Below are 23,739 nucleotides of genomic sequence, written 5' to 3' on the forward strand. Positions count from 1 at the left end.
CAGGCTCGGCGGTGTCCGGTGCGTGCGATCGCAAGGCGGAGGGTCGCCCCGATACTGGATGTATCGGGGCGATCCCGACAACGCGGCGAGTGTGCGTGCCGGGCGCCGCCGAGCAGGCGGGACTTTCGATACACGCCCTAGCCGAGGCGGCGGACGGGCGGGCAGGAGGTCTCTCCTGTCCGCCCGTCGCTGTCCCTGACCGTTCGCACCCTCGTATCGACCACCCCGGACGGGCGACGTACGGTCATGGCGGTTCCTGGACACGAACGCCGTGCGCATGGACGAGGGCACGGCGAGCGGCGAGCCGAGCGAGACCGGCCCGGACGCGGACGCCCCGCTTCTCCTCCCCGTCCGGCCTCACCGCCGGCGGCTGAGCGGCCGTCGCTGCCCCGCCCCGCTCCTCCCGTGCGACGGGACGGAGCGAGGCCGCGGCGCTGAGGGGCGCGGCCCTCAGCCCGCCTCGGTGACCTTGCCGTCGGCGACCGCGACGCGTCGGTTCACATGGACGGCGTCAAGCATGCGCCGGTCGTGCGTGACCAGCAGCAGCGTCCCGGTGTACGCGTCGAGCGCCGACTCCAGCTGTTCGATCGCGGGCAGGTCCAGGTGATTGGTCGGCTCGTCCAGCACCAGGAGGTTGACGCCTCTGCCCTGCAGGAGCGCCAGACCCGCGCGGGTGCGTTCGCCCGGGGAGAGGGTCGTGGCGGGGCGCAGCACATGGTCGGCGCGCAGGCCGAACTTGGCGAGGAGCGTGCGTACCTCGGCGGGCTCGGTGTCGGGGACGGCCGCGCAGAAGGCGTCCAGCAGGCTCTCCGTCCCGTGGAACAGCCGGCGGGCCTGGTCGACCTCGCCCACCACGACGCCCGAGCCGAGCGAGGCGTGGCCCGCGTCGAGGGGGAGCCGGCCGAGGAGCGCGGCGAGGAGTGTCGACTTGCCCGACCCGTTGGCGCCGGTGATGGCGACGCGGTCGGCCCAGTCGATCTGCAGGGTGGCGGGACCGAAGGAGAAGTCGCCGCGGACGACGGCGGCGTCGCGGAGGGTGGCGACGACCGATCCGGAGCGCGGTGCGGAGGCGATCTCCATCCGCAGCTCCCACTCCTTACGGGGTTCCTCGACGACGTCCAGGCGCTCGATCATGCGCTGCGTCTGCCGGGCCTTCGCGGCCTGCTTCTCGCTGGACTCGCTGCGGAACTTGCGGCCGATCTTGTCGTTGTCGGTGGCCTTGCGCCGGGCGTTCTTGACGCCCTTTTCCATCCAGCCCCGCTGCGTCTGGGCGCGCCCTTCGAGCGCGGAGCGCTTGTCGGCGTACTCCTCGAACTCCTCGCGGGCGTGGGCCCGGGCCCGCTCGCGTTCCTCGAGGTAGGAGGCGTAGCCGCCGCCGTAGAGGTTGATCTGCTGCTGGACCAGGTCGAGTTCCAGGACCTTGGTGACGGTGCGCATCAGGAACTCGCGGTCGTGGCTGACGACCACGGTGCCCGCCCGGAGTCCGGACACGAAGCGTTCGAGCCGCTCCAGGCCGTCGAGGTCCAGGTCGTTGGTGGGCTCGTCGAGCAGGAAGACGTCGTAGCGCGAGAGCAGGAGCGAGGCCAGTCCGGCGCGGGCCGCCTGACCGCCGGAGAGCGCGGTCATCGGAAGGTCGAGGCCGACGGTGAGGCCGAGGTCGGCGGCCACCTCCTCCGCCCGCTCGTCCAGGTCGGCGCCGCCGAGGGCGAGCCAGCGCTCCAGGGTGTCGGAGTACGCGTCGTCGGCGCCGGGAGCCCCGTCGACCAGGGCCTGGGTCGCGGCGTCCATCGCGGTCTGGGCGTCGGCGACCCCGGTGCGGCGGGCGAGGAATGCCCGTACGGACTCCCCCGCCCGGCGCTCGGGCTCCTGCGGGAGGTGCCCGACGGTGGCGGTGGGCGGGGAGAGCCGGAGCTCGCCCTCCTCCGGCCGGTCGAGTCCGGCGAGCAGGCGGAGCAGGGAGGATTTGCCGGCGCCGTTGGCGCCGACGAGACCGATCACGTCACCGGGCGCGACGACCAGGTCCAGTCCGGCGAAGAGGGTGCGGTCGCCGTGCCCGGCGGCGAGTTCCTTGGCGACGAGGGTGGCAGTCATCAGGGTGCCGATCCTAACGAACCGGTGGGGCCGTGTTCCCCGCGGACGGCGGATGGGACCATGGCCGCTGCTGCCCCCGGCACCGGGGGAGGTCCGGGAGGGGTGAGCACGGTGACGGACGTGATCGTGGTGGGCGGCGGGGTCAGCGGGCTGACCACGGCGCTGCTGCTGGCGGAGCGCGGCCACCGGGTACGGGTCTGGTCGCGGGACGCGGCCGCGGCCACGACGTCGGCGGTGGCGGGGGCGTTGTGGTGGCCGTACCGGATCGAGCCCGCCGCCCTCGTGGGTGACTGGTCGCTGGAGACGCTCCGGGTCTACGAAAAGCTGGCCGACGGACCCGGGCGGACCGGTGTGCGGATGGTCGCCGGGGTGCACGGGGGCGAGCGGCTGTCCGCACTCGGACCGTGGGCACGCCGTCTCGATCATGTGTCCGAGGTGGCGGAGGGGCTGCGGATGACGCTGCCCCTGATCGACATGCCGGTCCACCTGGCCTGGCTGGAGGGCCGGCTGTCCGCGGTAGGCGGTGTGGTCGAGAGGCGTACGCTACGCGGCTTCGAGGAGGCCGGGGCCGAGGCCCCCGTGGTCGTCAACTGCGCGGGGCTCGGCGCGCGGGAGCTGGTACCGGACCCCGGGGTGCGGCCGGTGCGGGGCCAGCTGGTGGTGGTGGAGAACCCGGGCCTCGAGGAGTGGTTCACCCGGGCCGATCCGGCTTCGAGCGCGACGACGTATCTCTTCCCCCAGCCGGGCGGGCTGGTCCTGGGCGGTACCGCCGAGGTGGACGACGTGCGCACGGAGCCGGATCCGCGCACCGCGGCGGAGATCGTGGCGCGGTGCGCGCGGGTGCGGCCGGAGATAGCGGGGGCGCGGATCATCGGCCACCGGGTCGGGCTGCGGCCCGCCCGGGACGCGGGGGTGCGGATCGAGGCGCATCAGCTGCCGGGCGGGGGCCTGCTGGTGCACAACTACGGGCACGGCGGGGCCGGGGTGACGGTGGCCTGGGGCTGTGCGCGGGCCGCTGCCGAGCTGGTGCGCTGAACCGCGTCGCGGCCCCTGGGCCGGGGAAGCCGGCAGGGGTACGGCGGGAAGGTGCGCCCCGTACGGCGAACGCCAGGCAGGGGGGCTCCTGCTCGCCCCACCCGCCTGCCCCGGAAACTGACCCCAGCGGGCGGCACGAGCGGCACAGGCGGGCCGAAGGATTCCGCACGGGCCGGGCCGGTCGGCGCGGGCAGCGGGAAGCAGCACCTCGCCCGCAGGTACCAGGCCACGTCCGTGCTCCCGCCTCCCGCCTGCCCCGAAAACTGACCCCAGCGGGCAGGACGGAAGGGCTCGGGTCGCACAGCGGGCGCCGGGTCGGTCAGGCGGGGGGTTCGTGCTTGTGCCGCTCGTCGGACGTGACCTCCGCGGGCCCCGGGCCGATCCGGATCTCGAAGTCCCCGTCGTACTTGGCGTGCCCCTGGATGACCGCGCTCTCGACGGCCTCCACCCCGAACTCCCTGCGGATGATCATCGGGTCCCGCCGCAGGTCCTTCATCAGGGCGACGCACATGCCGATCATCACGAGGGTGAACGGCGCGGCCACCAGGATGGTCAGGTTCTGCAGCCCCGCCAGCGCGTCGCCCTGCCCGTTGCCGATGAGCAGCATGACGGCGGCGACCGCACCGGTGACGACACCCCAGAAGATGACGACCCAGGTGGCGGGCTCCAGCACGCCCTTCTGGGAGAGGGTGCCCATGACGATCGAGGCGGCGTCGGCGCCGGACACGAAGAAGATGCTGACCAGGACCATGACGAGAACGCTCATGACCGAGGCGATCGGGAACTCGCGGAGCACTCCGAAGAGCTGGGCCTCCGGGGTGCTTCCGACGCCTCCGAGCCGGCCGGCCTCCTGGAGGCGGATCGCCGAGCCGCCGAAGATGGCGAACCAGATCAGGCTGACCGCGCTCGGCACCAGCATGACCCCGCCGACGAACTGACGGATGGTCCGGCCACGGCTGATCCTGGCGATGAACATCCCGACGAAGGGCGTCCACGAGATCCACCAGGCCCAGTAGAAGACGGTCCAGCTGGCGAGCCACTGGGCCACCTCTCCCTCACCGGTCGCCTCGGTGCGCCCGGCGAGCTGCGGCAGCTCGCCGAAGTACGCGGCGATCGAGGTGGGCAGCAGGTCCAGCACGATGATCGTGGGCCCGGCGATGAAGACGAAGACGGCCAGGACCAGCGCGAGCACCATGTTGATGTTGGACAGCCACTGGATGCCCTTCTCCACGCCCGTGACGGCGGAGAAGACGAAGGCGGCCGTCAGGACACCGATGATCACGATCAGGAGGGCGGTGCTCGTCTTCTCCATCCAGTTGAGCTCCTGGAAGCCGCTTCCCACCTGGAGTGCGCCCAGGCCCAGGGAGGTCGCGGAGCCGAAGAGCGTGGCGAAGATGGCGAGGATGTCGATGACCCGGCCACTCCCGCCGTGTGCGTGCCGTGCCCCGATGAGCGGCTCGAACACCGCACTGATCGTCTGGCGCCGGCGCTTGCGGTAGGTGCTGTACGCGATGGCGAGCCCGACCACGGCGTAGATCGCCCAGGGGTGCAGCGTCCAGTGGAAGAGTGTGGTCGCCATCGCCGTCTGCATGGCCTCGGCGGCGTCTGCGGGGTGGGTGCCGGGCGGCGGATGGACGAAGTGGGCCAGCGGCTCGCTCACCCCGTAGAACATCAGGCCGATCCCCATGCCGGCGCTGAACATCATGGCGACCCAGGAGATCGTCCGGAACTCCGGCTCCTCCCCCTCCTGGCCCAGCGAGATGTTCCCGTACCGGCTGATCGCGAGCCAGAGGGCGAAGACCACGAAGCCCGAGGCAGCCAGCATGAAGGCCCAACCACCGTTGTGGATGAGCCCGTTGAGCAGCGTGTTGGAGGCGTCCTCCAACGATTCGGTGGCTGTGGAACCCCATACCACGAAGGCGACGGTGAGCACGGCCGTGATGCCGAAGACCACCCGGTCGGTAGTGGGACGCCGGTCGTGGTGCGGCTCGGCGGGTAGATCGGCCGTGACCGCCGGTGGCTCCCCGCGCCCGCCGGATCCCTGCTCGTCCTGTGACACAAAGGGCACCTTTCACGCAGTACGGAATTTCGCTCTCCGTAGGCAGTACCACGTGGGGATCGGATCACACGGGAGCAACAAGCCGGAGGGCCTGCCCGTTTACGGGGTGGTGTGCGGCCCGCTCGTCCGGCAGCGGCCACGCCGGTTTCCGGGCGGGCTGCCGGAGCGGCACGTACGCTCCGGCGCCGCGGCGGCGGCACGTGACGTCGTGCAGGGCGAGCCCGTCCCGGCACCCCCGTACGGCTCCGCGCCGAGCCGGTGTCCGCGAGGGGCCCTCAGGATCCCGCCGGACGGGGTCCGCTGCTTGCCGGCGCCGTCGGCGAACACCGGAGCGAAGCCGCCGCCCTTCACCCGGCGTGACGTCCGGACCACCTGGAGGCTGTGGCGGCCCGCGCCGGCGTTGACCGGGCGACGGCCTCCCGTGTCGTCAAGGGAGGCGTGGTCACGCCGAACGAACCGGTGCGCCGGGCTTCCGCGTGAGGCTTGCCCGCACACCGTTCCGCTCCGCCCGCCACGCTGCCCGGGCGGAACGGGCGAGGGGCAGGTAGCGCAGCCGCTCCGGAAGCACCGGCACCACCAGCCGGACCACGGCGCAGATGCGGCGGAGTCTGCGCTCCTGGGCGGAGCTCCACGGCAGGCCGATGGCCTCGCGCGCGTCCGGCGGCATCAGCCCGACGGTGACGAAGGAGCGGAACCGGGCCAGCGGCGGGAGCAGCAGCGGCCATACCGCTCGCAGGAGCAGCCGTACGGCCGCCGGGCCGCGGTCGGGCGGCGGCACCGAGGCGTCGGTGGCGACCAGTTCCCGTACGACGGCGGTCGCCTCGATCTCCTCGGCCAGCATCGTGCGGTAGTAGGGCCAGAACTCCTCGATCGTCTGAGGCATGTCCCGGTCGTGGATGCCGAGTATCCGGCCGACCTGGAGCCACTCGCGGTACAGGGCACGCTCCTGCGCCCCGGTGAGCGGACGCACGAGGTAGCGCGCCGCGTGCCGGTACACGGGGAAACCGGTGGCGTGCACCCAGGCGTAGTTCTCGGGCGCGAGGGCGTGGTAGCGGCGGCCGCGGGTGTCGGTGCCGTGGATGGTGCGGTGCAGCTTCCGGAGCCTGCGCCCCTCCTCGGCGGCGGCCTCTCCGCCGTACACCCAGAGCTGGAGCGAGCGCAGGGAGCGTTCGCCGCGACCCCAGGGGTCGGTGCGGAAGACCGAGTGTTCGTCGACTCCGGCGCCGACCGCCGGGTGGGCGACCTGCAGCGTGAGGGCGGCGGGGAGCATCAGCAGCGACCGGATGTCGCCCGTGAGGCTCCACAGGACGCCCCCCGGCGGAGGCGGAACGGGGGCGTTTCCCCTGGCTGCTGCGCTGGTCATACGGTGCTCCCCACGGCAGACGGGCACGACGGCTTCGCTGCCCGCCCCCTGCGGTCCAGTATGCGGGGAGGGCGGGTGCGCGGGCAGGCGGGGCATCCCCGGCGCCGGCCCACGGGAAGCCCGGAAGACCCAGCGCCCCGCGTCAGTCGATGTCGTACACCGTGACCGGGATGCCCCGCTGCGACAGCCGCTGCTCGACCAGCGGCTCGATCCGGGACCACCTGCCTCCCGCCAGACCGCAGCCGATCCGCGGCATGTGCACCGACGCCCCCAGCTCCTCGGCCCGGTCGGCCACGGCGCCCAGGGCCGTGTCGATCGCCTCGTAGCGCACCGGGACGCCCTTGCTGCCCGCGCGTATGCCCCGCTGGCCCACCATGTTGGCGACCCACAGGTACGGCTGGACCTGGACGAACCGCACGGCCCCGAGGCCGAAGTCGTTGCCCGCGCGTTCGCGGTGCCAGCGGCGGTAGGCCGCCTCCGGCTCGGGCCACCGCCGCGAGAGGGCGAGGACGAAGCCCTTGCTCCAGCCCCCCAGGTCGTTGCAGACATGCGCGATGAGCTTGACGCCCTTGCCCTGCGGGGCTGTGGCGTCGCCCCGTACGTACGTGATCCCCCGCATGCGGCCACCGTACGGTCCCGCACTGACAACGAGTTCTTTCACCGAAGTGGTGAGACAGCAATACTGTTGCACCTGTCCGATGCCCGTCCGGCGACAAGGAGCAGCAGACATGGCCACCGGGGCCGAGGAACCGACGCTCACCGTCGACGAACTGGCGGCGCGCGCCGGGGTGACCGTGCGCACGGTGCGCTTCTACAGCACCCGCGGGCTCCTGCCGCCCCCGGTGATCGGGCCGCGCCGCGTGGGGCACTACGGGCCGGACCACCTCTCGCGGCTCGCGCTGATCGAGGAGTTGCAGCACCAGGGCATGACGCTCGCCGCGATCGAACGGTACCTGGAGCAGCTGTCGCCCGATCTGAGCGCGCACGACCTGGCGATCCACCGCGCCCTGGTGGCGTCGTGGGCACCCGACTCGCACGAGTCCATGGGACAGGCGGAGCTGGAGCGGCGCGCGGGGAGGGCGCTCACCGGGCCCGACCTGGACCGGCTGGCCGCCATGGGCGTGCTGGAGCGCCCGGAGGACGCAGAGGACACCTACCGGGTGGATGTGGGGCTGCTGCGGCTCGGGATCGAGCTCCTGGACGTGCCGATCGCGCACGAGACGATCCTGGCCGCGCGCACGGTCCTGCTGGAGCACACCCGGTCGGCAGCGCACGAGATGACCCGGCTGTTCCGGGACGAGGTGTGGAGTCCGTACCGGGAGCGGGAGGCGGACCCCGAGCACGTGAAGGCGATGAAGTCGCTGTCGGCCCACATGCAGCCGATGGTGCTCCAGGCGCTGGTGACGGCGTTCCAGCGCTCGCTGAAGGAGGAGCTGCGGGCCGCGTTCACCGCGGAGTGAACCGCGTGGACACGGCCCGCAGGGGCTCCGCGGTCAGTCGTGGAAGGTCTCGCCCTTCGCCGCCTTCTCCAGCAGGAGCGGGGACGGCCGGAAGCGGTCGCCGTAGCGCTCCGCGAGCTCCTGGGCGCGTGCCACGAAGCCGGGCAGCCCGCCCTCGTACCCGTTGATGTACTGGAGGACGCCGCCGGTCCAGGCGGGGAAGCCGATGCCCATGACGGAGCCGATGTTGGCGTCGGCGACTGTCATGAGGACGTTCTCCTCCAGGCAGCGGACGCTGTCCAGCGCCTCGGAGAAGAGCATCCGCTCCTTCATGTCCTCGAACGGGATCCCCGTCTCCGGCCGGGCGCCGGGCCCGCCCGCGGAGCTGCCCCCGGACCGCCCGAAGTGTTCCCTCAGCCCCGGCCAGAGCGCGCCCCGGCTGCCGTCCTCGCCGTACTCGTAGAAGCCCGCTCCCCCGCTGCGCCCGGGCCGCCCGAACTCGTCGACCATGCGGTCGATGACCTCGTCCGCGGGGTGCGGGGTCCAGGTGCCGCCCGCCTCCTCGACGGCGCGCCGGGTCTCGTCGCGGATCTTGCGCGGCAGGGTGAGCGTCAGCTCGTCCATGAGGGAGAGCACCTTGGCCGGGTATCCGGCCTGTGCCGCCGCCTGTTCGACCGACGCGGGTTCGACGCCCTCGCCGACCATCGCGACACCCTCGTTGATGAAGTGCCCGATGACGCGGGAGGTGAAGAAGCCGCGCGAGTCGTTGACGACGATCGGGGTCTTCCTGATCCGCCGTACGAGGTCGAAGGCGCGGGCCAGGGCCTCGTCGCCCGTGCGTTCGCCCTTGATGATCTCGACGAGCGGCATCTTGTCGACGGGCGAGAAGAAGTGCAGCCCGATGAAGTCGACCGGCCGCTCCACCCCTTCGGCGAGCACGGTGATGGGCAGCGTGGAGGTGTTGGAGCACAGGAGCGCGTCGGGCTCCACGACGCCCTGGATCTCCTGGAACACCTTGTGCTTGAGCGCGGTGTCCTCGAAGACGGCCTCGATCACGGCGTCGCAGCCCGCGAGGTCGGCCGGGTCATCGGTCGGGGTGATGCGGGCCAGCAGTTCGTCGCGCTGCGTCTCGGTCGTACGGCCCCGGGAGAGGGCCTTGGCGAGCAGCTTCTCGCTGTACGCCTTGCCCTGGGCTGCGGCCTCGGTGGAGACGTCCTTGAGGACGACGTCGATGCCGGCGCGGGCGCAGGAGTACGCGATGCCCGCGCCCATCATCCCGGCGCCCAGGACGGCGACCTTGCGCACCGGGCGCTCCGGGATCCCCTGAGGGCGGCTGCCGCCGGAGTTCACGGCCTGGAGGTCGAAGAAGAACGCCTGGATCATGTTCTTGGCGACCTGGCCGGTGACCAGCTCGGTGAAGTAGCGGGCCTCGATGGTCAGCGCGGTCTCGAAGTCGACCTGCGATCCCTCGACGGCGGCGGCCAGGATGTTGCGCGGCGCGGGCATGGGGGCGCCTGCGAGCTGCTTCTTCAGGTTGGCCGGGAAGGCGGGCAGGTTGGCCGCGAACTTCGGGTTGGCCGGGGTCCCGCCGGGGATCCGGTATCCCTTGACGTCCCAGGGCTGCTGCGACTCGGGGTGCGCGTCGATGAACGCGTGGGCCCTGGCGAGCATGTCCTCGGCGGTGTCGGCGACCTCGTGGACCAGGCCGTTCTCCAGCGCCCGCCGCGGGGTGTACTGGGTGCCCTGGAGAAGGACCTTGAGCAGGGCGTCGGTGATGCCCATGAGCCGTACGGTCCGGGTGACGCCGCCGCCCGCGGGCAGCAGGCCGAGGGTGACCTCGGGCAGACCGATCCGGGACCCGGGGGCGTCCAGGGCGACGCGGTGGTGGGATGCCAGGGCGATCTCGTAACCCCCGCCCAGCGCGGCGCCGTTGATAGCGGCGACGACGGGCTTGCCGAGGGTCTCGATGCGGCGCAGCGCGTTCTTGATGGCCATACCCGTATCGAACGCGGTCTGCGCGTTCTGCGGGCCGACCTTGATCATGTCCTTGAGGTCGCCGCCCGCGAAGAAGGTCTTCTTCGCGGAGGTGTAGATGATGCCGCGGATGGAGTCCTTCTCGGCCTCGGCGCGGTCGGCCACGGCCGCGATGGAGTCCCTGAAGGCCTGGTTCATCGTGTTCGCGGACTGGCCGGGATCGTCGAGTACGAGGGTGACGACGCCGGTCCCGTCCTGTTCCCAGCGGATGGTCGTGCTCTCGGTCATTGCTTGTCTTCTCCGTTAGAGAGGGTCCGGCAGGGGGTGGCCAGGACGGTCAGAGACGCTCGATGACGGTGGCGACGCCCATGCCGCCGCCTACGCAGAGGGTGGCGAGGCCGTAGCGCCGGTCGCGCCGCTCCAGTTCGTCGACGAGGGTGCCGAGGATCATGGCGCCGGTCGCCCCGAGGGGGTGGCCGAGCGCGATGGCGCCGCCGTTGACGTTGACCTTGTCGAGGGAGAGGCCCATGTCCCGGACGAAGCGCAGGACGACTCCGGCGAACGCCTCGTTGATCTCGACGAGGTCGATGTCGTCGATGGTGAGTCCCGCCTTGGCCAGCGCCTTGCGGGTGGCGGGCGCGGGGCCGGTCAGCATGATGGTCGGCTCGGAGCCCGAGACGGCGGCGGAGACGATCCGGGCGCGCGGGGTGAGGCCGTAGCGCTCGCCCACCTCCTTGGAGCCGATCGCGACCAGGGCGGCGCCGTCCACGATGCCGGAGGAGTTGCCGGCGTGGTGGACGTGGTCGATCTTCTCGACCCAGTGGTACTTCTGCAGGGCCACGGCGTCGAAGCCGCCCATCTCGCCGATGGTGGCGAACGACGGCTTGAGGGCGGCGAGCGAGTCGGCGGTCGTGCCGGGCCGCATGTGCTCGTCGTGACCGAGGACGAGCAGGCCGTTGCGGTCCCTGACGGGGACGACGGAACGTGCGAAGCGCTCCTCCTTCCACGCCGTGGCGGCACGCTCCTGGGACAGGGCGGCGTACTCGTCGACGTCCCGGCGCGAGAAGCCCTCGATGGTGGCGATGAGGTCGGCGCCGATGCCCTGCGGGGCGAAGCCCGTCTCGAAGCTGGTCATCGGGTCCATGGCCCAGGCACCGCCGTCGGAGCCCATCGGTACGCGGGACATCGACTCGACGCCTCCGGCCAGGACGAGGTCCTCCCAGCCGGAGCGGACCTTCGCCGCGGCCAGGTTGACGGCCTCCAGCCCGGAGGCACAGAAGCGGTTCTCCTGCACTCCGGCGACGGAGTCCGGGAGTCCGGCCGCGATGGCGGCGATCCGGGCGATGTCGGAGCCCTGGTCGCCGAGGGGGCTGACCACGCCGAGGACGATGTCGTCGATGGCAGCGGGGTCGAGGTCCGGGAAGCGGGCCCGGATCTCGTGGATGAGGCCGACGACGAGGTCGATCGGCTTGGTGCCGTGCAGGGCTCCGTCGGCCTTGCCGCGGCCGCGCGGGGTGCGGATCGCGTCGTAGAGGAACGCTTCGGTACTCAAGACAGCTGCCTTTCGGGAGGGGGGCGGCGCGAGGGGGGGGGTTCAGGCGAGCAGCGAGCGGCCGATGATCTCTTTCATGATCTCGGTCGTGCCGCCGTAGATGGTCTGGATACGGCCGTCGGTGAAGGCTCTGGCGACCCGGTACTCCGTCATGTACCCGTATCCGCCGTGCAGTTGGAGACAACGGTCGGCGACGCGTTTCTGCAGTTCGGTGGCCCACCACTTGGCCATCGACGCGTGCACGGCGTCGAGCGTGCCGTCCGAGTGGTCGACGATGCACCGGTCGAGGAAGGCCCGGGTGACGGCGCATTCCGTGGCCATCTCGGCGATCTCGAACCGGACGTGCTGGAGCGTGGAGAGCGGGCGGCCGAAGGCCTCGCGCTCCTTGACGTACCGGGTGGTGATCTCCAGGAGGTACTCGGCGCCGGCGATGCCCGCGACCGCTATGCCCATCCGCTCCTGGGCCAGGTTGGTCATGAGGTGGACGAAGGCGCCGTCGCGCTCTCCCAGGAGGTTCTCCTTGGGGACACGTACGTCGTCGAAGAACAGCTCGGCGGTGTCCTGGGACTTCTGGCCGATCTTGTCGAGGTTGCGGCCCCGCTCGAAGCCCTCGGCGCCGCGCTCGACGACCAGCAGGGAGAGGCCCTTGGCGCCGCCCTCGGGTGAGGTCCTGGCGACGACGACCATCAGGTCGGCGAGGATGCCGTTGGAGATGAACGTCTTGGAACCGTTGAGGAGCCAGTGGTCGCCCCTGTCCTCGGCGGTGGTGCGGATGCCCTGGAGGTCCGAGCCCGCGCCCGGCTCCGTCATGGCGATCGCCGTGATCGTCTCCCCGCTGCAGAAGCCGGGCAGCCAGCGCCGCTTCTGGTCCTCGGTGGCGAGGCCGGTGAGGTAGGGACCGACGATGTCGTTGTGCAGGCCGAGCGCGAGGCCGGAGACACCGGCCCGGGTGAACTCCTCGGCCAGGACGGCGCTGTAGCGGAAGTCGGCGGTGCCTCCGCCGCCGTACTCCTCGGGCACGGCGAGGCCGAGCAGCCCCTGCCGCCCCGCCGCGAGCCACGCCTCGCGCGGGACGATGCCGTCCTGCTCCCACCGGTCGTAGTACGGGAGGACTTCCTTGGCCAGGAAGGTGCGTACCGTCTCGCGGAACGCCTCGTGTTCCCCGGTGAAGATCTGCCGTTGCACTTCAGGCCCCCTGGAGCTGGTTCCGGACGGTGGAGCCGGCGCCGGTGACGGCCCGGCCGCGGAGGACCGCGCGATGCGGTGGCGAGGGAGGTCGCATCAGCCGGTGCTTCCCTTCCTTCGCAGGCCCGGTACGTCCCAGTCCGCGGCGACGGACTCCGCGTCCGCCCCGGGCAGCGCGGGCCCGGTGCGTACGGAGACCGGGGTGGCCGAGAACCTGGGTGCCGGGGCGGGCTGGGTGAGGCCGCCGTGCTCCACGTAGGTGGAGCGGGCGGCGAGGTGCGGGTGGTGCGGCGCCTCGCGGAGGGAGAGCACGGGCGCCACGCAGGCGTCCGTGCCCTCGAAGACCTCGGTCCACTCGGCTCGGGTGCGTTGCGCGAACCGTTCGGCGACGACGGTGCGCAGTTCCTCCCAGCGGCCGGGGTCGGTCCGGTCGGGGGCCCGGTCCTGGATCCCGAGCAGTGCGGCGAACTGCTCGTAGAACGGCTCCTCGAGCGCTCCGACCGCCATGTGACCGCCGTCGGAGGTCGCGTAGGTGCCGTAGAAGGGGCAGCCTCCGTCCAGGAGGTTGGAGCCGCGCCGGTCCTGCCAGCCACCGGCCGCAAGCATGCCGTGGATCATCGTGGTGAGGTGGGCGGCGCCGTCCACGATGGCGGCGTCCACGACCTGGCCGGTACCGCCGGGCGTACGGGCGTGGTGGAGTGCGGCGAGCACCCCGACGACGAGGTAGAGGGAGCCGCCCGCGTAGTCACCGACCAGATTGGCCGGGACGGTGGGCGGCTCCTCCGCCTTGCCGATCATGGAGAGGGTGCCGGCGAGGGCGATGTAGGCGATGTCGTGACCCGCCCGCGGGGCCAGCGGCCCGTCCTGGCCCCAGCCGGTCATCCGCCCGTAGACGAGGCGCGGGTTGCGGGTCAGACAGACCTCCGGGCCTACCCCGAGGCGTTCGGCGACCCCTGGCCGGTACCCCTCGATCAGGATGTCGGCGCGCTCCACGAGGTCCAGCACGTGCCGGACGCCGTCCTCGGTCTTGAGGTCGACGACGACCGACCGCTTGTTGCGGTTGGTGAGGTCGCGGGCGGGGTCGATGCCGAGAACGGCGCCGCCCGGCCGGTCGAGGCGCACCACGTCCGCGCCCAGGTCGGCGAGGAGCATGGCGGCGAACGGCCCGGGACCGATGCCCGCCAGTTCGACGACGCGCACCCCGGCCAGCGGGCCCTGCCCTGTCGTTGCCATCAAGCCCCCAACGGTATGACACAAACGATGTAACACCGACGATGCTAAGAACGGACCGAGCTCCGCACAACCCTTTTGGCCGAGCAAGCGCTTAGCTTCTCCCCGGATCCTCTCGCACAGGAGCCCGCCCGCGCGTACGACGCCACGGGCCCTCCGCTAGCCTCTGCGTGCCACATCGGCGCCACTTCCCGCGGAGACACTCGTGAACAGGCAGAACGGGGCGGAACGCCCCTACGACGTCGTCCTTTTCGGTGCCACCGGCTTCGTGGGGAAGCTCACCGCCGCGTACCTGGCCGAGCACGCCCCGGACGGCTGCCGCTGGGCCCTGGCGGGCCGCAGCCGCGGCAGACTGCGGGAACTGCGCGACCACCTCACCACGATCGACCCGCGCTGCGCGGACCTGCCGCTGCTGACGGCGGACGCGGACGACTCCGAAGCCCTGCGCGGGCTCGCCGCGTCGGCCCACGTGGTGGCGTCGACCGTCGGCCCGTACCTCTGGTACGGCGAGAAGCTGGTCGCCGCCTGCGCGGAGGCGGGCACCGACTACGCCGACCTCACCGGCGAGGCGGAGTTCGTCGACCGGATGTACCTGGCGCACGACGCGCGCGCCCGGGAGACGGGTGCCCGGCTCGTGCACGCCTGCGGTTTCGACTCCGTACCGCACGACCTCGGCGTCTTCTTCACCGTCCAGCAGCTCCCGCAGGACGTGCCGCTCACCGTCGACGGGTTCGTCCGCAGCAACGCGGCCTTCTCGGGCGGTACGTTCGCCTCCGCGCTCACCGCGATGGCCCGCGGCCCGCAGATGGTGCGGGCCGCCGGGGAACGCCGGCTGCACGAGCCCCGCCTCGTCGGCCGCCGGGTCCGCGCCCCGCAGGGCATCCCCCACTTCAGCTCGCCGACCGGCACCTGGGCGCTGCCGCTGCCGACCCTGGACCCCCGGATCGTGGAGCGTTCGGCGCGGGTCCTGGACCGCTACGGCCCCGATTTCCGCTACCGGCACTTCGCCTCGGTGAAGCACCTGCCGGTGGCCCTCGGCGGAACGGCGGCCCTGGGTGCGCTGGCGGGAGCCGCGCAGATCCCCGCCGTGCGCGGCTGGCTGACGAGCCGTTACGCGCCGGGGGCGGGCCCCGACGCCGCGCAGAGGAAGCGCAGCTGGTTCACGGTCCGCTTCGTCGGGCAGGGCGGCGGGCGGCGGGTGTACACGGAGGTGACGGGCGGCGACCCCGGCTACGACGAGACGGCGAAGATGCTCGCCGAATCGGCGCTCGCCCTCGCGCTGGACGAACTGCCGGCGACGTCCGGTCAGGTCACCACCGCCGCCGCGATGGGCGACGCGCTGCTGGGCCGGCTGCGGGCGGCCGGACTGGGCTTCCGGCTCGCGGCGGTGCGCTGAGCCGTGTCCCCGGCCGGGCGGCGTGGTCCCGGCCGTCGCGGCGCGGGGCCTCCGGGCTCCTGCGGAAAGCGGTCAGAGCATCCAGGAGGCGAGGGTGACCACCATGGAGACGGTCCAGGCCGCTCCCGCGACCACGCCGAGGGTCATGCCCACGGCGACGCCGCGCTGGGAGAGTCGTACGGTTCCGGCGCTCATTCGAGGTGCGTGCTGGTCGATCATGTGTACCAGCCTGCCCCATAGGTATGACAATCAACATCCGTCCGTGTACTCAGACGGAAACAGTCGGGCGTACGCGGACGGAAGCGATTCGGCGTGCGTACGGCAGCGCCCCGCGCCCCCGGCGCCGGTCAGGCGACCGCGTCTGCCCCGCGCCCCCGGCGCCGGTCAGGCGACCGCGTCCCGCAGGGTGGCCCGGCACAGCGCGTCGGCCCTGCGGGTGGTCTCCGGCTGACGGAAGTCGCGGGCCAGGGCCAGGGTGTGGGCGCAGGCGTTGTCCAGCCCGGTGCGGTGGCCGACGGAGACGAACACGGGTTTGGTCGCGTGCTGGGTGCGCAACGCCCGCCCCACCTCCTCGTCGCCGTCCAGGAGCGGGCTGAAGTCGCCACGCCCGGGCCCCGGTTGCCCGTAGCGGAACGTGAAGGGATTCTTCGCCACCCCGATGACCGGCAGGCCCGTGAGGACGCCGAGGTGACTGGCGAGCCCGAACCTTCGCGGGTGCGCCCGTCCGTAGCCGTCGCAGACGACGAGCCCGGGGTCGACGGGGAGTGCCTCCAGCGCCGCCAGCACGGTCGGGATCTCCCGGAAGGCCAGGAGCCCGGGGACGTAGGGGAAGGTGACCCGTCCTCTCGCGGTGGACTCCGCGACCACGTCGAGGGTCGCCGCGTCCAGCACGACGGCCGCCGCGACGACGACGTCCCGCTCGTCGTCGTAGGCGACGTCGACCCCCGTCACCCGGCCTGTCCCGGGCGGCGGCCCGGGCTCGTCGAGGACCACGCGGGTGCGCAACGCGTCCTGGACGGCACGGGCTTCGGCCTCGTCGGCGGGCATCCGGAACGTCGTCATGGTGCGGCTCAGTCTAAGGGCTGCCTCACAGGTCCCGTCCTGCCCGGCGGCGTCCGGCACGCACACGTGCCCCGTGGTCGGGCTCACCCCGGTACATCCAAGTACCGAGGCGCCCCTCCGCCGTGCGAGCGCACGCACCGGGGGCCGCCGGGCCTGAGCTGCGGGCAGACGGCGACCGGCGGGAGCTGCCCGGCCAACGGAGCGGACCTCGCGCGGACTGCCGCGTCACCGCATCCGCGCGACGCGTCCCTTCTCGCCGGAGGCCCAGCAGCCGCCCCCGGGAGCGCAGTCCACGGAGTCGTACGACCCCGTGTCCACGGTGCTCCAGGTGCGCCCGCCGTCGCGCGTGAGATCCGTGCCCGTCGGGCCGACCGCCACCGCCACCGACCCGCTGTGCGGGAGCCAGGCCACGCCGGAGCGGTAGGCAGGGGGCGGGGCGGAGGCACGGCGCCAGCTGCGGCCCGCGTCGCCCGTGAGGGCCGCCGCCTCGGGGGACGCCTGGTCCGCCCGGTAGTCGCCGCCGACCGCGATGCCGTGCGTACGGTCGCGGAAGGCGAGCCCGAAGACACCGCGCGCCGGATCGCCCGCGGGGATCGTGGCGACGGTCGCGGTCCAGGTCAGGCCACGGTCGGCGGAGTGCAGCACGCGTGCGGTGGCCGCTCCGCCGGTGGCCAGCCAGACGTCCTTGGAGCCCGCGCTGACGAGGCACTGGCCGCTCGCCGCGAACCCCGCCTCGCCGGTCTGCGCGACGGGCATCCCGGCGTCGGGCAGCACCCGCCAGTTCCGCCCGCCGTCCGAGGTCGACAGGAGGCGGAAGCGTCCGTCCACCGGGTCGCTCATCGCCAGCCCGTGCCGGCTGTCGAAGAAGGTCAGGCAGTCGTAGAACGCCCGTGCGTCGGTGTTGCGGAAGGACTCGGTCCAGGTCGTTCCGCCGTCGTCGGTGCGCAGGACCCGGGACGCCTCGCCCTCGCCGATGGCCAGGGCCACCGCCCGCCGTTCGTCGAAGGCCTCGATGTCGCGGAACTCCAGCTCCGCCGCGCCGGCCGGGGAGACGTCCCGCCAGTGCTGGCCCCCGTCGCCCGTCCGCAGCACCGTGCCCCGGGAGCCCGCGACCCAGGCCGCGCTGCGGCTGACGGCGGCGAGGCCGCGAAAGCGCGCCTCGGTGCCCGTGCCCGTGAGCGTCCAGCCGGGCGTCCGCCGCTGCTCCCCCGGCGCGTCCCGGACCTCCCGCACCGAGGAGGCGGGCCCTGCGGAACGTGCGGCGGCCGTGGACGGTGCGGCCTGCACCGACGGCGCGGCCAGCGCGGCGGTCACCGCGGCGCCGCACAACCCCAGGGACATCAGTCGTCTCGTCTTCCCCATCGCCTTCATGGCGCTGGAAGCTAGCCGACGGGCAGACGGCCGTCCAGGGTGCCTCGGGCGAAACGGGGCAGGTGATCGGATACGCCCGGCCGGTGACGCAGCTCACGCCGCCGGCCGGTGCACGGATCGAGGCGTTCCGACGTCTACTCCAATGCCGGGAACCGTTCCACGAGGCGAGAGGGAGCAGGTCTTGTCCAGCGTTATCGAGCAGTCCGTGCAGGCCCGTATGGTCGCATCCGCTCCACGGATGGAAACCCTGCCCGCCACCCTGCACTACGACCTCCGGGACCCCTTCGCGGTCCGGATGGCCTTCCCGGCACCGGCGACCCTCGAAGGCGCGGAGGTGGCCTGGGAGTTCTCCCGTGAACTCCTGGCGACGGGGATCGAGGGACCCGCGGGTCTCGGCGACGTCCGCGTACGGCCCTTCGGGTACGACCGCACCGTCCTGGAGTTCCACGCCGTCGAGGGCATCGCCATGGTGCACGTCCGCACGACCGAGCTGCGCCGCTTCCTGCAGCGGGTGCAGGAGCTGGTCCCGGTGGGCGACGAGCATCGCTTCCTGGATCTGGACCGCGGTCTGACCGAGCTGCTGGGCGGTGCCGCCTGACCGCCTACCCGGGCCGAAGCGGCCGGCCGCCCCGCCGCGGTCCGGTGGCATGCCGGGAGAGCCCGCCCGTGACGGGACCGCCCCCGGTGTCTCCGGCGTCTCCGGCGTCTCCGTGACGGAGGACGATGATGCTCCACGTCCGAGGGGCCGCACCCGCGCCGCCTGCTGTTCCGTGGTCCCGCGCGCGGCCGGTGCCGCCCGGTGTCCGGCCCGCCGCCGGGCTCCTGCAACGCGGCCGGAAGACCCTCCTCCCCCGCCCCTCTCCCCATGTCCTCCCGGCGCACCGGCGCGCGCGTCCGGGCCCGGGGACGGACCTGTGACCTCTTCCTCCCCGAGCGCCCGTGACGTGCGCTGATGCGGCCGGCCTCAGAGGTTCCGCCGCCACCGGGCTTGGCGATCGGCTTACCGCCGCCTTAACCTACGGTCACGTAACCTACGAAGCCGTAGGTAATTCTCCCGTCCCCAGGAGCCCCCGTGACGATCACCTCTCCCCACCTCGGCAGTCCGAAGGCGTGGACAGACGCCCAACTGCTGTACGCGCTGGAAGAGGTGGTGGAGAAGGAACTCAACCGCCATCTCAAGGTCGCCAAGGACTGGATGCCCCACGAGTACGTCCCCTTCTCCGACGGCCGGAACTTCCCCGGCGTCTTCGAGGACGGCGAAGCGTGGGAGAGGAGCCAGTCCAAGGTCACCGACGTCGGCCGGATCGCGCTCGTCGTGAATCTGCTGACCGAGGACAACCTCCCCAGTTACCATCACGAGATCGCCTCGCTCTTCGGCCGCGACGGCGCCTGGGGCACCTGGGTGCACCGCTGGACCGCGGAGGAGGGCCGGCACGGCATCGTCATGCGTGACTACCTGCTCACCTCCCGCGCCGTGGACCCGGACCAGCTCGAGCAGTTCCGCATGGCGCACATGGCCGAGGGCTTCGAGTCGGACAACCGCCACTCGATGCTGCACTCCGTGGCGTACGTCGCCTTCCAGGAGCTGGCGACCCGGGTCTCGCACCGCAACACCGGCCACCAGTCGGGCGACCCGGTCTGCGACCGGATGCTGGCGCGGATCGCGACCGACGAGAACCTGCACATGGTCTTCTACCGCAATCTGCTCGGTGCGGCCTTCGAGCTCGCCCCTGACCTCACGATGCAGTCCGTGCGGGACGTCGTCGTGAACTTCCGGATGCCCGGCCACGGGATGCCCGGCTTCGAGCGGGCCGCCGCGCAGATGGCGATCGGCGAGATCTACAACATGCGCATCCACCACGACGACGTGATCCAGCCCGTCCTGCGCTACCTGAAGGTCCTCGACATCGACGGCCTCGGCCCCGAGGGCCTCAAGGCACAGGAGGAGCTCGGCCTGTACATGAGCGGACTGGACAGCGAGGCCTCGAAGTTCGACGAGAAGCTGGCGGCCCGCAAGGCCCGCGTGGCGGCGCGCGCCCAGGGCTGAACCGGACGGCCCGGCGACCGGAACGGCAGATCTGCCGTCCGGTCGCCGGGCCGTTCCCGCGCAGGCGGAAGCGCGGGCTTCTCCCCGGGCTCACCCCAGGACATCGCGGAACGTACCCTGTGCCGGGTGAAGCCCGTGACGCGTCTCTTTCTCTTCGGTGCGCCGGTCGCCATCGTCGTGGCGATCCTGTTCAGCAGCGGCGATTCCGAGCCTCCCGCACTCTCTCCGCCGCCCTCCGGGTCACCGAAGACCGCCCAGGCCGTTCCGGAGGGGGCCGCGCGGGCCGACGAGCACGCCGAGGAGCTGGACGCCCTGCCGCCCGGGCTCGCCGCCCCCCGGACGAAGGAGATCGCGTCCCGGCTGGTGGCGAGCGCCGAGGCCTCCACCCTCGACTGGCGCGGCCTGTACGGGGCGATCGAGGACGTCGGCGACGGCAACGGCTACACCGCAGGGATCATCGGGTTCTCGTCCGGCACGAACGACATGCTGCAACTGGTCGAGGCGTACACGGAGGACCATCCGGACAACCCGCTCGCCCCGTTCCTCCCGGCGCTGCGCGCGGTGGACGGCAGCGACTCGCACGAGGGCCTGGATCCCGGCTTCCCAGCGGCCTGGCGGAAGGCGGCCGGGGACCCCGCGTTCCGTACGGCTCAGGACGCCACCCGAGACAGGCTGTACTTCGATCCCGCCGTGCGGCTGGCGAAGCTGGACGGCCTCGGCACCCTGGGGCAGTTCCTCTACTACGACGCGATGGTGCTGCACGGACCGGGCGTCGAGGCGAACGGCTTCTACGGCATCCGCGACGCCGCGATGGCCCAGGCGGACACGGCGGCGGAGGGCGGCGACGAGGAGACGTACCTCGGCGCGTTCCTCGACGCGGGCCGGGCGGCGATCATGGCGCGGAAGGTGCAGCGCGACACGACGCGGATCGACACGGCCCAGCGGGTGTTCCTGTCCGCGGGCAATCTGAAGCTGAAGCCGCCACTGGTGTGGCGGGTGTACGGCGAGGAGTTCCGCATCCCCTGAGCCGTCCCCCGACCCGGTCCGCCGACGCGCGCCCCCCGGCGGGCCCGGTCAAGCCCGGCTGTCCCGGCGCCGCTGCGGGCCCGGTTCAGCCCCGCTGGAGGCGGCCTCTGCGGACCTGCTCCCGTTCCTTCTCGGAGAGTCCGCCCCAGACGCCGAAGCGCTCGTCGTGGGCGAGTGCGTACTCCAGGCAGGCGACCCGGCCTTCGCAGGCGTTGCACAGCTGCTTGGCCTCGCGGGTGGAGCTGCCCGGCGCCGGGAAGAAGAACTCCGGTCCGGCCTGTGCGCACAACGCCGTCTCCTGCCAGGCCAGCGCGTCGTCGGTCATCGTGTTGATCAGCATGGGGCACACAGTGCCGGGTGACGATAAACAAGTGATCAACGATTCATCAATGCGCCGCGGCCCGGCGCACGGCACGCCGGCCGGGCGGGAAGCGACCGCGCCCCTGGACTGCCACCGGCCCGGAGGGGACATGACCGCCGCCGGCCCGGGCGCACCCGTGCCCCAGGCCTCCTGGGACGGCACCGTCCCACGACGCCCCACCGCCCCGGCGCTCAGCCCTCCTGCATGGGCGCCGGCTTGATCACCGCGAACGCCGCCCCCGCCGGGTCGGCGAACAGGGCGATCCTGCCGACGTCGGGTACGTCCATCGCCGCCGACGTCACCGTGCCGCCCAGCCGCTCCGCGGCGGCCACCGTGGCGTCACAGTCCTCGACCGCGAAGTACGGCAGCCAGTGCGGGCCCGCCGGGGCCTGGCTCGGCACGTCGTCGAGGGGGACGAGACCGCCGAACCACGCAGCGTCGTTCTCGGGGCCCGCCGGCCGGACCATCGTGTAGGTGCCGCCGGGGTGCACCGTGCCCTCGGTCTGCCACCCGAAGACGGTGTTGTAGAACGCGGCTGCCGCGGGGACGTCCGGGGTGCAGAGCTCGGACCAGATCAGCGAACCCGGCTCCATGATCATGCCGAGGCCGGTGTTGGTTCCCGGCTGCCATACGCCGAAGTACGCCCCGGCGTTGTCCGTGAAGCCGCCCATGCGTCCGTAGTCCAGGACGTCCATCGGAGCGAACGCCGCGGTGCCGCCCGCCTGCTCGACCGTCCTCGCGGTCGCGTCCGCGTCCGGCGTCTGGAAGTAGACCGACCAGGCGGGCTTGCCCTGGTCCTCCGGCACCGTCATGGCGCCCGCGACCGTCCTGCCGTTCAGCCGGTACGTCCCGTACCCGCCCGTCTCGGGGCCGCCGGGCACCAGCTCCCAGCCGAAGAGGCCGTGGTAGAAGGCCGTTGCCGCGTCGAGGTCGGGTGTGCCGAGGTCGATCCAGTTGGGTGCACCGGTCACGAAAGCCGGATCGAGCATGGTGTGCTCCTTCAGCGATTCTCGCCGTCTCGCTTGTCTGTTCGGACAGAGGGGTCCCTCCCCGGTATCTCCCGCATCGAGTCTGGCACCGGGGACCGAGAACCGCAGTTCGCGCCGTGCCGCGTACCAGGCGCGCAGCATGGGACGCGGCCGGGGCATCCGGTGCACGGCCGCGGTGGGGCAGCGGGGGACAGAAGGACGTACATGACAGAGGCCGGACCCACGGGCGCGGGCCCGCCCACGGGAAGAGCCGCACGCGAGGTGCTCGACGGGCGCCGGCGGCTCACCGCGGCGGCCGGCGCGGTCCTGACCGACCGCGCCCGGTCCGTCGAGGCCGCGCAGGGCGCGCTGGGCGCTGGCCCCTCTCATGGGCTCCCTCGTCGGCCGGGAGACGGCGGGCATCCCCGCTGCCCGGCTGGGCGAGGTCACCGAGGGCCGGCTGCGGCTGGGCGCCCTGGAACAGGCCGGGTACACGACGGTCGGACAGGTCCACGCCGCCGGGGGCCCTCAGTGCGTGTGGGTGCTCGCCGCGCCCTGCGGGTGGTGCGGTTCGTACCCCGGGACCGTGCCGTCGGGCTTGGCCACCAGCAGCAGTCCGGCCATGCCCATGTCGGAGTGGCTCTGGACGTGGCAGTGGTACATCCAGGCGCCCGCCCCGACGTGTTCGCCCGCGATGATCTGGAATCCGAACGAGTCGGCGGGTCCGCAGATCTTGGTGTCGATGACGCGGCTGGGGTCGTCGGGGCCGGTGAGCAGCCCGGTCCTGTTGTCCGCCCAGCGGTGCCCGTGGATGTGGAACGTGTGGTAGTACTCGCCGTGCGTGATCATCACGACTTCCACCCGGTCGCCCACGGTGGCTTCGAAATCGGGGCTCTTGCCGGCGGGCTTGTTGTTGATCGTCATGTCGTTGAAGACGATGGTGATCGTCTTGTCGGGCAGGACGTCGCCCCTGCGCCGTACGACGAGCGGCCCGTACAGCCCCCTGCGGATTCCGCCGGTGCCGTGGTCCGTGCCGACGACATGGTCGTGGTAGTGCCAGTAACCGGCGCTGCCCGCACGCCAGGTGCCGTCCTTGCGGCGGCCCGGGGCGTGGGTGCGCCAGGTGTACGTACGGGTGCCGCCGGGTTCGACGTGACTCCGGTTCATCCGGGTGCCGTCACTCGCGATGTCGTAGTCGACGCCGTGGACGTGGAGGCTGGCGTCCACGTCCGTGGTGTTCTCGAATTCGATGTGCAGGGTGTCGCCCTCGGTGATCTCTATGAGGGGGCCCGGGATCGACGCCTTGCCCTTCTCCAGGCCGTAGCCCATCTGACCGTCCGCCAGCTTCTCCGCGTAGAGCTTGAGATGGCGGACCTCACCCCCGGCCGGTGCGGTCTTCGCGGGGTTCTCCGCCGAGGTGGCCTGGACGGCGCCGAGTGACATCGATGTCACACCGGTCGCGGCCGCCACCCCGCCGCCGACGAGCATCCGCCGGTTGAAGGTCCTTCGGTCCATGTCGAACTCCCCACTGCGAGAAGGAAACTGACGCGCTGATCCCCGGGACGGCCCACACCGTAGCC

At 72.4% G+C, this 23,739-nt stretch carries 20 protein-coding genes; 6 read left to right on the forward strand and 14 right to left on the reverse strand.

Going from position 1 to position 23,739, the window contains the following annotated elements; all coding sequences use genetic code 11:
- Window positions 1-450: 450 nt before the first annotated feature.
- Complete coding sequence (locus ACH4VO_RS25400) at window positions 451-2,091, reverse strand: ABC-F family ATP-binding cassette domain-containing protein (protein ID WP_360996976.1); 1,641 nt, start codon at window positions 2,089-2,091, stop codon at window positions 451-453.
- A gap of 60 nt (window positions 2,092-2,151) precedes the next feature.
- Here ACH4VO_RS25400 and ACH4VO_RS25405 point away from each other — a divergent pair, with 60 nt between their 5' ends.
- Window positions 2,152-3,126: an FAD-dependent oxidoreductase gene (locus ACH4VO_RS25405; RefSeq protein WP_398441435.1), complete on the forward strand. Its 975-nt coding sequence runs from the start codon at window positions 2,152-2,154 to the stop codon at window positions 3,124-3,126.
- Window positions 3,127-3,445: 319 nt separating this feature from the next.
- Here ACH4VO_RS25405 and ACH4VO_RS25410 read toward each other — a convergent pair whose 3' ends face one another.
- The 3 genes from ACH4VO_RS25410 to ACH4VO_RS25420 form a co-directional block, all read right to left on the reverse strand.
- A complete protein-coding gene (locus ACH4VO_RS25410; protein WP_360996980.1) occupies window positions 3,446-5,185 on the reverse strand; it encodes a BCCT family transporter in 1,740 nt (579 codons plus the stop codon).
- Window positions 5,186-5,627: 442 nt separating this feature from the next.
- Entirely contained in the window at window positions 5,628-6,548 is a 921-nt protein-coding gene (locus tag ACH4VO_RS25415) for an oxygenase MpaB family protein (protein WP_360996982.1), read from the reverse strand.
- Between the two features lie 142 nt (window positions 6,549-6,690).
- Complete coding sequence (locus ACH4VO_RS25420; RefSeq protein ID WP_360996984.1) at window positions 6,691-7,167, reverse strand: macro domain-containing protein; 477 nt, start codon at window positions 7,165-7,167, stop codon at window positions 6,691-6,693.
- A 109-nt stretch (window positions 7,168-7,276) separates the two neighbouring features.
- Here ACH4VO_RS25420 and ACH4VO_RS25425 point away from each other — a divergent pair, with 109 nt between their 5' ends.
- Complete coding sequence (locus ACH4VO_RS25425; RefSeq protein ID WP_360996986.1) at window positions 7,277-8,008, forward strand: MerR family transcriptional regulator; 732 nt, start codon at window positions 7,277-7,279, stop codon at window positions 8,006-8,008.
- A 33-nt stretch (window positions 8,009-8,041) separates the two neighbouring features.
- On the opposite strand, the gene ACH4VO_RS25430 is transcribed toward ACH4VO_RS25425, so the two are convergent.
- The 4 genes from ACH4VO_RS25430 to ACH4VO_RS25445 form a co-directional block, all read right to left on the reverse strand.
- Window positions 8,042-10,249, reverse strand: a complete 2,208-nt coding sequence (locus ACH4VO_RS25430) for a 3-hydroxyacyl-CoA dehydrogenase NAD-binding domain-containing protein (protein WP_360996988.1) — start codon at window positions 10,247-10,249, stop codon at window positions 8,042-8,044.
- Window positions 10,250-10,298: 49 nt separating this feature from the next.
- Window positions 10,299-11,513: an acetyl-CoA C-acetyltransferase gene (locus ACH4VO_RS25435; RefSeq protein ID WP_360996990.1), complete on the reverse strand. Its 1,215-nt coding sequence runs from the start codon at window positions 11,511-11,513 to the stop codon at window positions 10,299-10,301.
- 42 nt (window positions 11,514-11,555) lie between these two features.
- Window positions 11,556-12,698, reverse strand: a complete 1,143-nt coding sequence (locus ACH4VO_RS25440) for an acyl-CoA dehydrogenase family protein (protein WP_360996991.1) — start codon at window positions 12,696-12,698, stop codon at window positions 11,556-11,558.
- 96 nt (window positions 12,699-12,794) lie between these two features.
- The gene (locus ACH4VO_RS25445; protein WP_360996993.1) at window positions 12,795-13,931 is read right to left on the reverse strand and encodes a CaiB/BaiF CoA-transferase family protein; all 1,137 of its coding nucleotides are present in this window, start codon (window positions 13,929-13,931) and stop codon (window positions 12,795-12,797) included.
- A gap of 202 nt (window positions 13,932-14,133) precedes the next feature.
- On the opposite strand from ACH4VO_RS25445, the gene ACH4VO_RS25450 reads away from it, so the two are divergent.
- The gene (locus tag ACH4VO_RS25450) at window positions 14,134-15,324 is read left to right on the forward strand and encodes a saccharopine dehydrogenase NADP-binding domain-containing protein (protein ID WP_360996995.1); all 1,191 of its coding nucleotides are present in this window, start codon (window positions 14,134-14,136) and stop codon (window positions 15,322-15,324) included.
- Between the two features lie 72 nt (window positions 15,325-15,396).
- On the opposite strand, the gene mmpA is transcribed toward ACH4VO_RS25450, so the two are convergent.
- The 3 genes from mmpA to ACH4VO_RS25465 form a co-directional block, all read right to left on the reverse strand.
- On the reverse strand, window positions 15,397-15,543 hold the full coding sequence (gene mmpA / locus ACH4VO_RS25455; RefSeq protein WP_360996997.1) for a morphogenic membrane protein MmpA: 147 nt from the start codon (window positions 15,541-15,543) through the stop codon (window positions 15,397-15,399).
- Between the two features lie 165 nt (window positions 15,544-15,708).
- On the reverse strand, window positions 15,709-16,386 hold the full coding sequence (locus tag ACH4VO_RS25460) for an endonuclease V (protein WP_360996999.1): 678 nt from the start codon (window positions 16,384-16,386) through the stop codon (window positions 15,709-15,711).
- 225 nt (window positions 16,387-16,611) lie between these two features.
- Window positions 16,612-17,757 carry an oxidoreductase gene (locus ACH4VO_RS25465; protein ID WP_360997001.1) on the reverse strand — a complete coding sequence of 382 codons (1,146 nt, stop codon included), beginning with the start codon at window positions 17,755-17,757 and terminating at the stop codon, window positions 16,612-16,614.
- 181 nt (window positions 17,758-17,938) lie between these two features.
- Here ACH4VO_RS25465 and ACH4VO_RS25470 point away from each other — a divergent pair, with 181 nt between their 5' ends.
- From ACH4VO_RS25470 to ACH4VO_RS25480, 3 genes are all read left to right on the forward strand, one after another.
- The gene (locus ACH4VO_RS25470; protein WP_360997003.1) at window positions 17,939-18,355 is read left to right on the forward strand and encodes an SsgA family sporulation/cell division regulator; all 417 of its coding nucleotides are present in this window, start codon (window positions 17,939-17,941) and stop codon (window positions 18,353-18,355) included.
- 474 nt (window positions 18,356-18,829) lie between these two features.
- On the forward strand, window positions 18,830-19,804 hold the full coding sequence (locus ACH4VO_RS25475; RefSeq protein ID WP_360997005.1) for an acyl-ACP desaturase: 975 nt from the start codon (window positions 18,830-18,832) through the stop codon (window positions 19,802-19,804).
- A gap of 135 nt (window positions 19,805-19,939) precedes the next feature.
- Window positions 19,940-20,830, forward strand: coding sequence for a chitosanase (locus ACH4VO_RS25480; RefSeq protein ID WP_360997097.1), 891 nt, complete (start codon window positions 19,940-19,942; stop codon window positions 20,828-20,830).
- 85 nt (window positions 20,831-20,915) lie between these two features.
- Here the strand turns inward: ACH4VO_RS25480 and ACH4VO_RS25485 are convergent, their stop codons facing one another.
- From ACH4VO_RS25485 to ACH4VO_RS25495, 3 genes are all read right to left on the reverse strand, one after another.
- Window positions 20,916-21,170, reverse strand: a complete 255-nt coding sequence (locus tag ACH4VO_RS25485) for a WhiB family transcriptional regulator (RefSeq protein WP_360997007.1) — start codon at window positions 21,168-21,170, stop codon at window positions 20,916-20,918.
- A 212-nt stretch (window positions 21,171-21,382) separates the two neighbouring features.
- Window positions 21,383-22,180 carry a VOC family protein gene (locus ACH4VO_RS25490; protein WP_360997009.1) on the reverse strand — a complete coding sequence of 266 codons (798 nt, stop codon included), beginning with the start codon at window positions 22,178-22,180 and terminating at the stop codon, window positions 21,383-21,385.
- 507 nt (window positions 22,181-22,687) lie between these two features.
- Window positions 22,688-23,674 carry a multicopper oxidase domain-containing protein gene (locus tag ACH4VO_RS25495; RefSeq protein WP_360997011.1) on the reverse strand — a complete coding sequence of 329 codons (987 nt, stop codon included), beginning with the start codon at window positions 23,672-23,674 and terminating at the stop codon, window positions 22,688-22,690.
- Between the last annotated feature and the right edge of the window lie 65 nt (window positions 23,675-23,739).

This window comes from Streptomyces sp. NPDC020780, assembly GCF_044334475.1.
Lineage (GTDB): Bacteria > Actinomycetota > Actinomycetes > Streptomycetales > Streptomycetaceae > Streptomyces.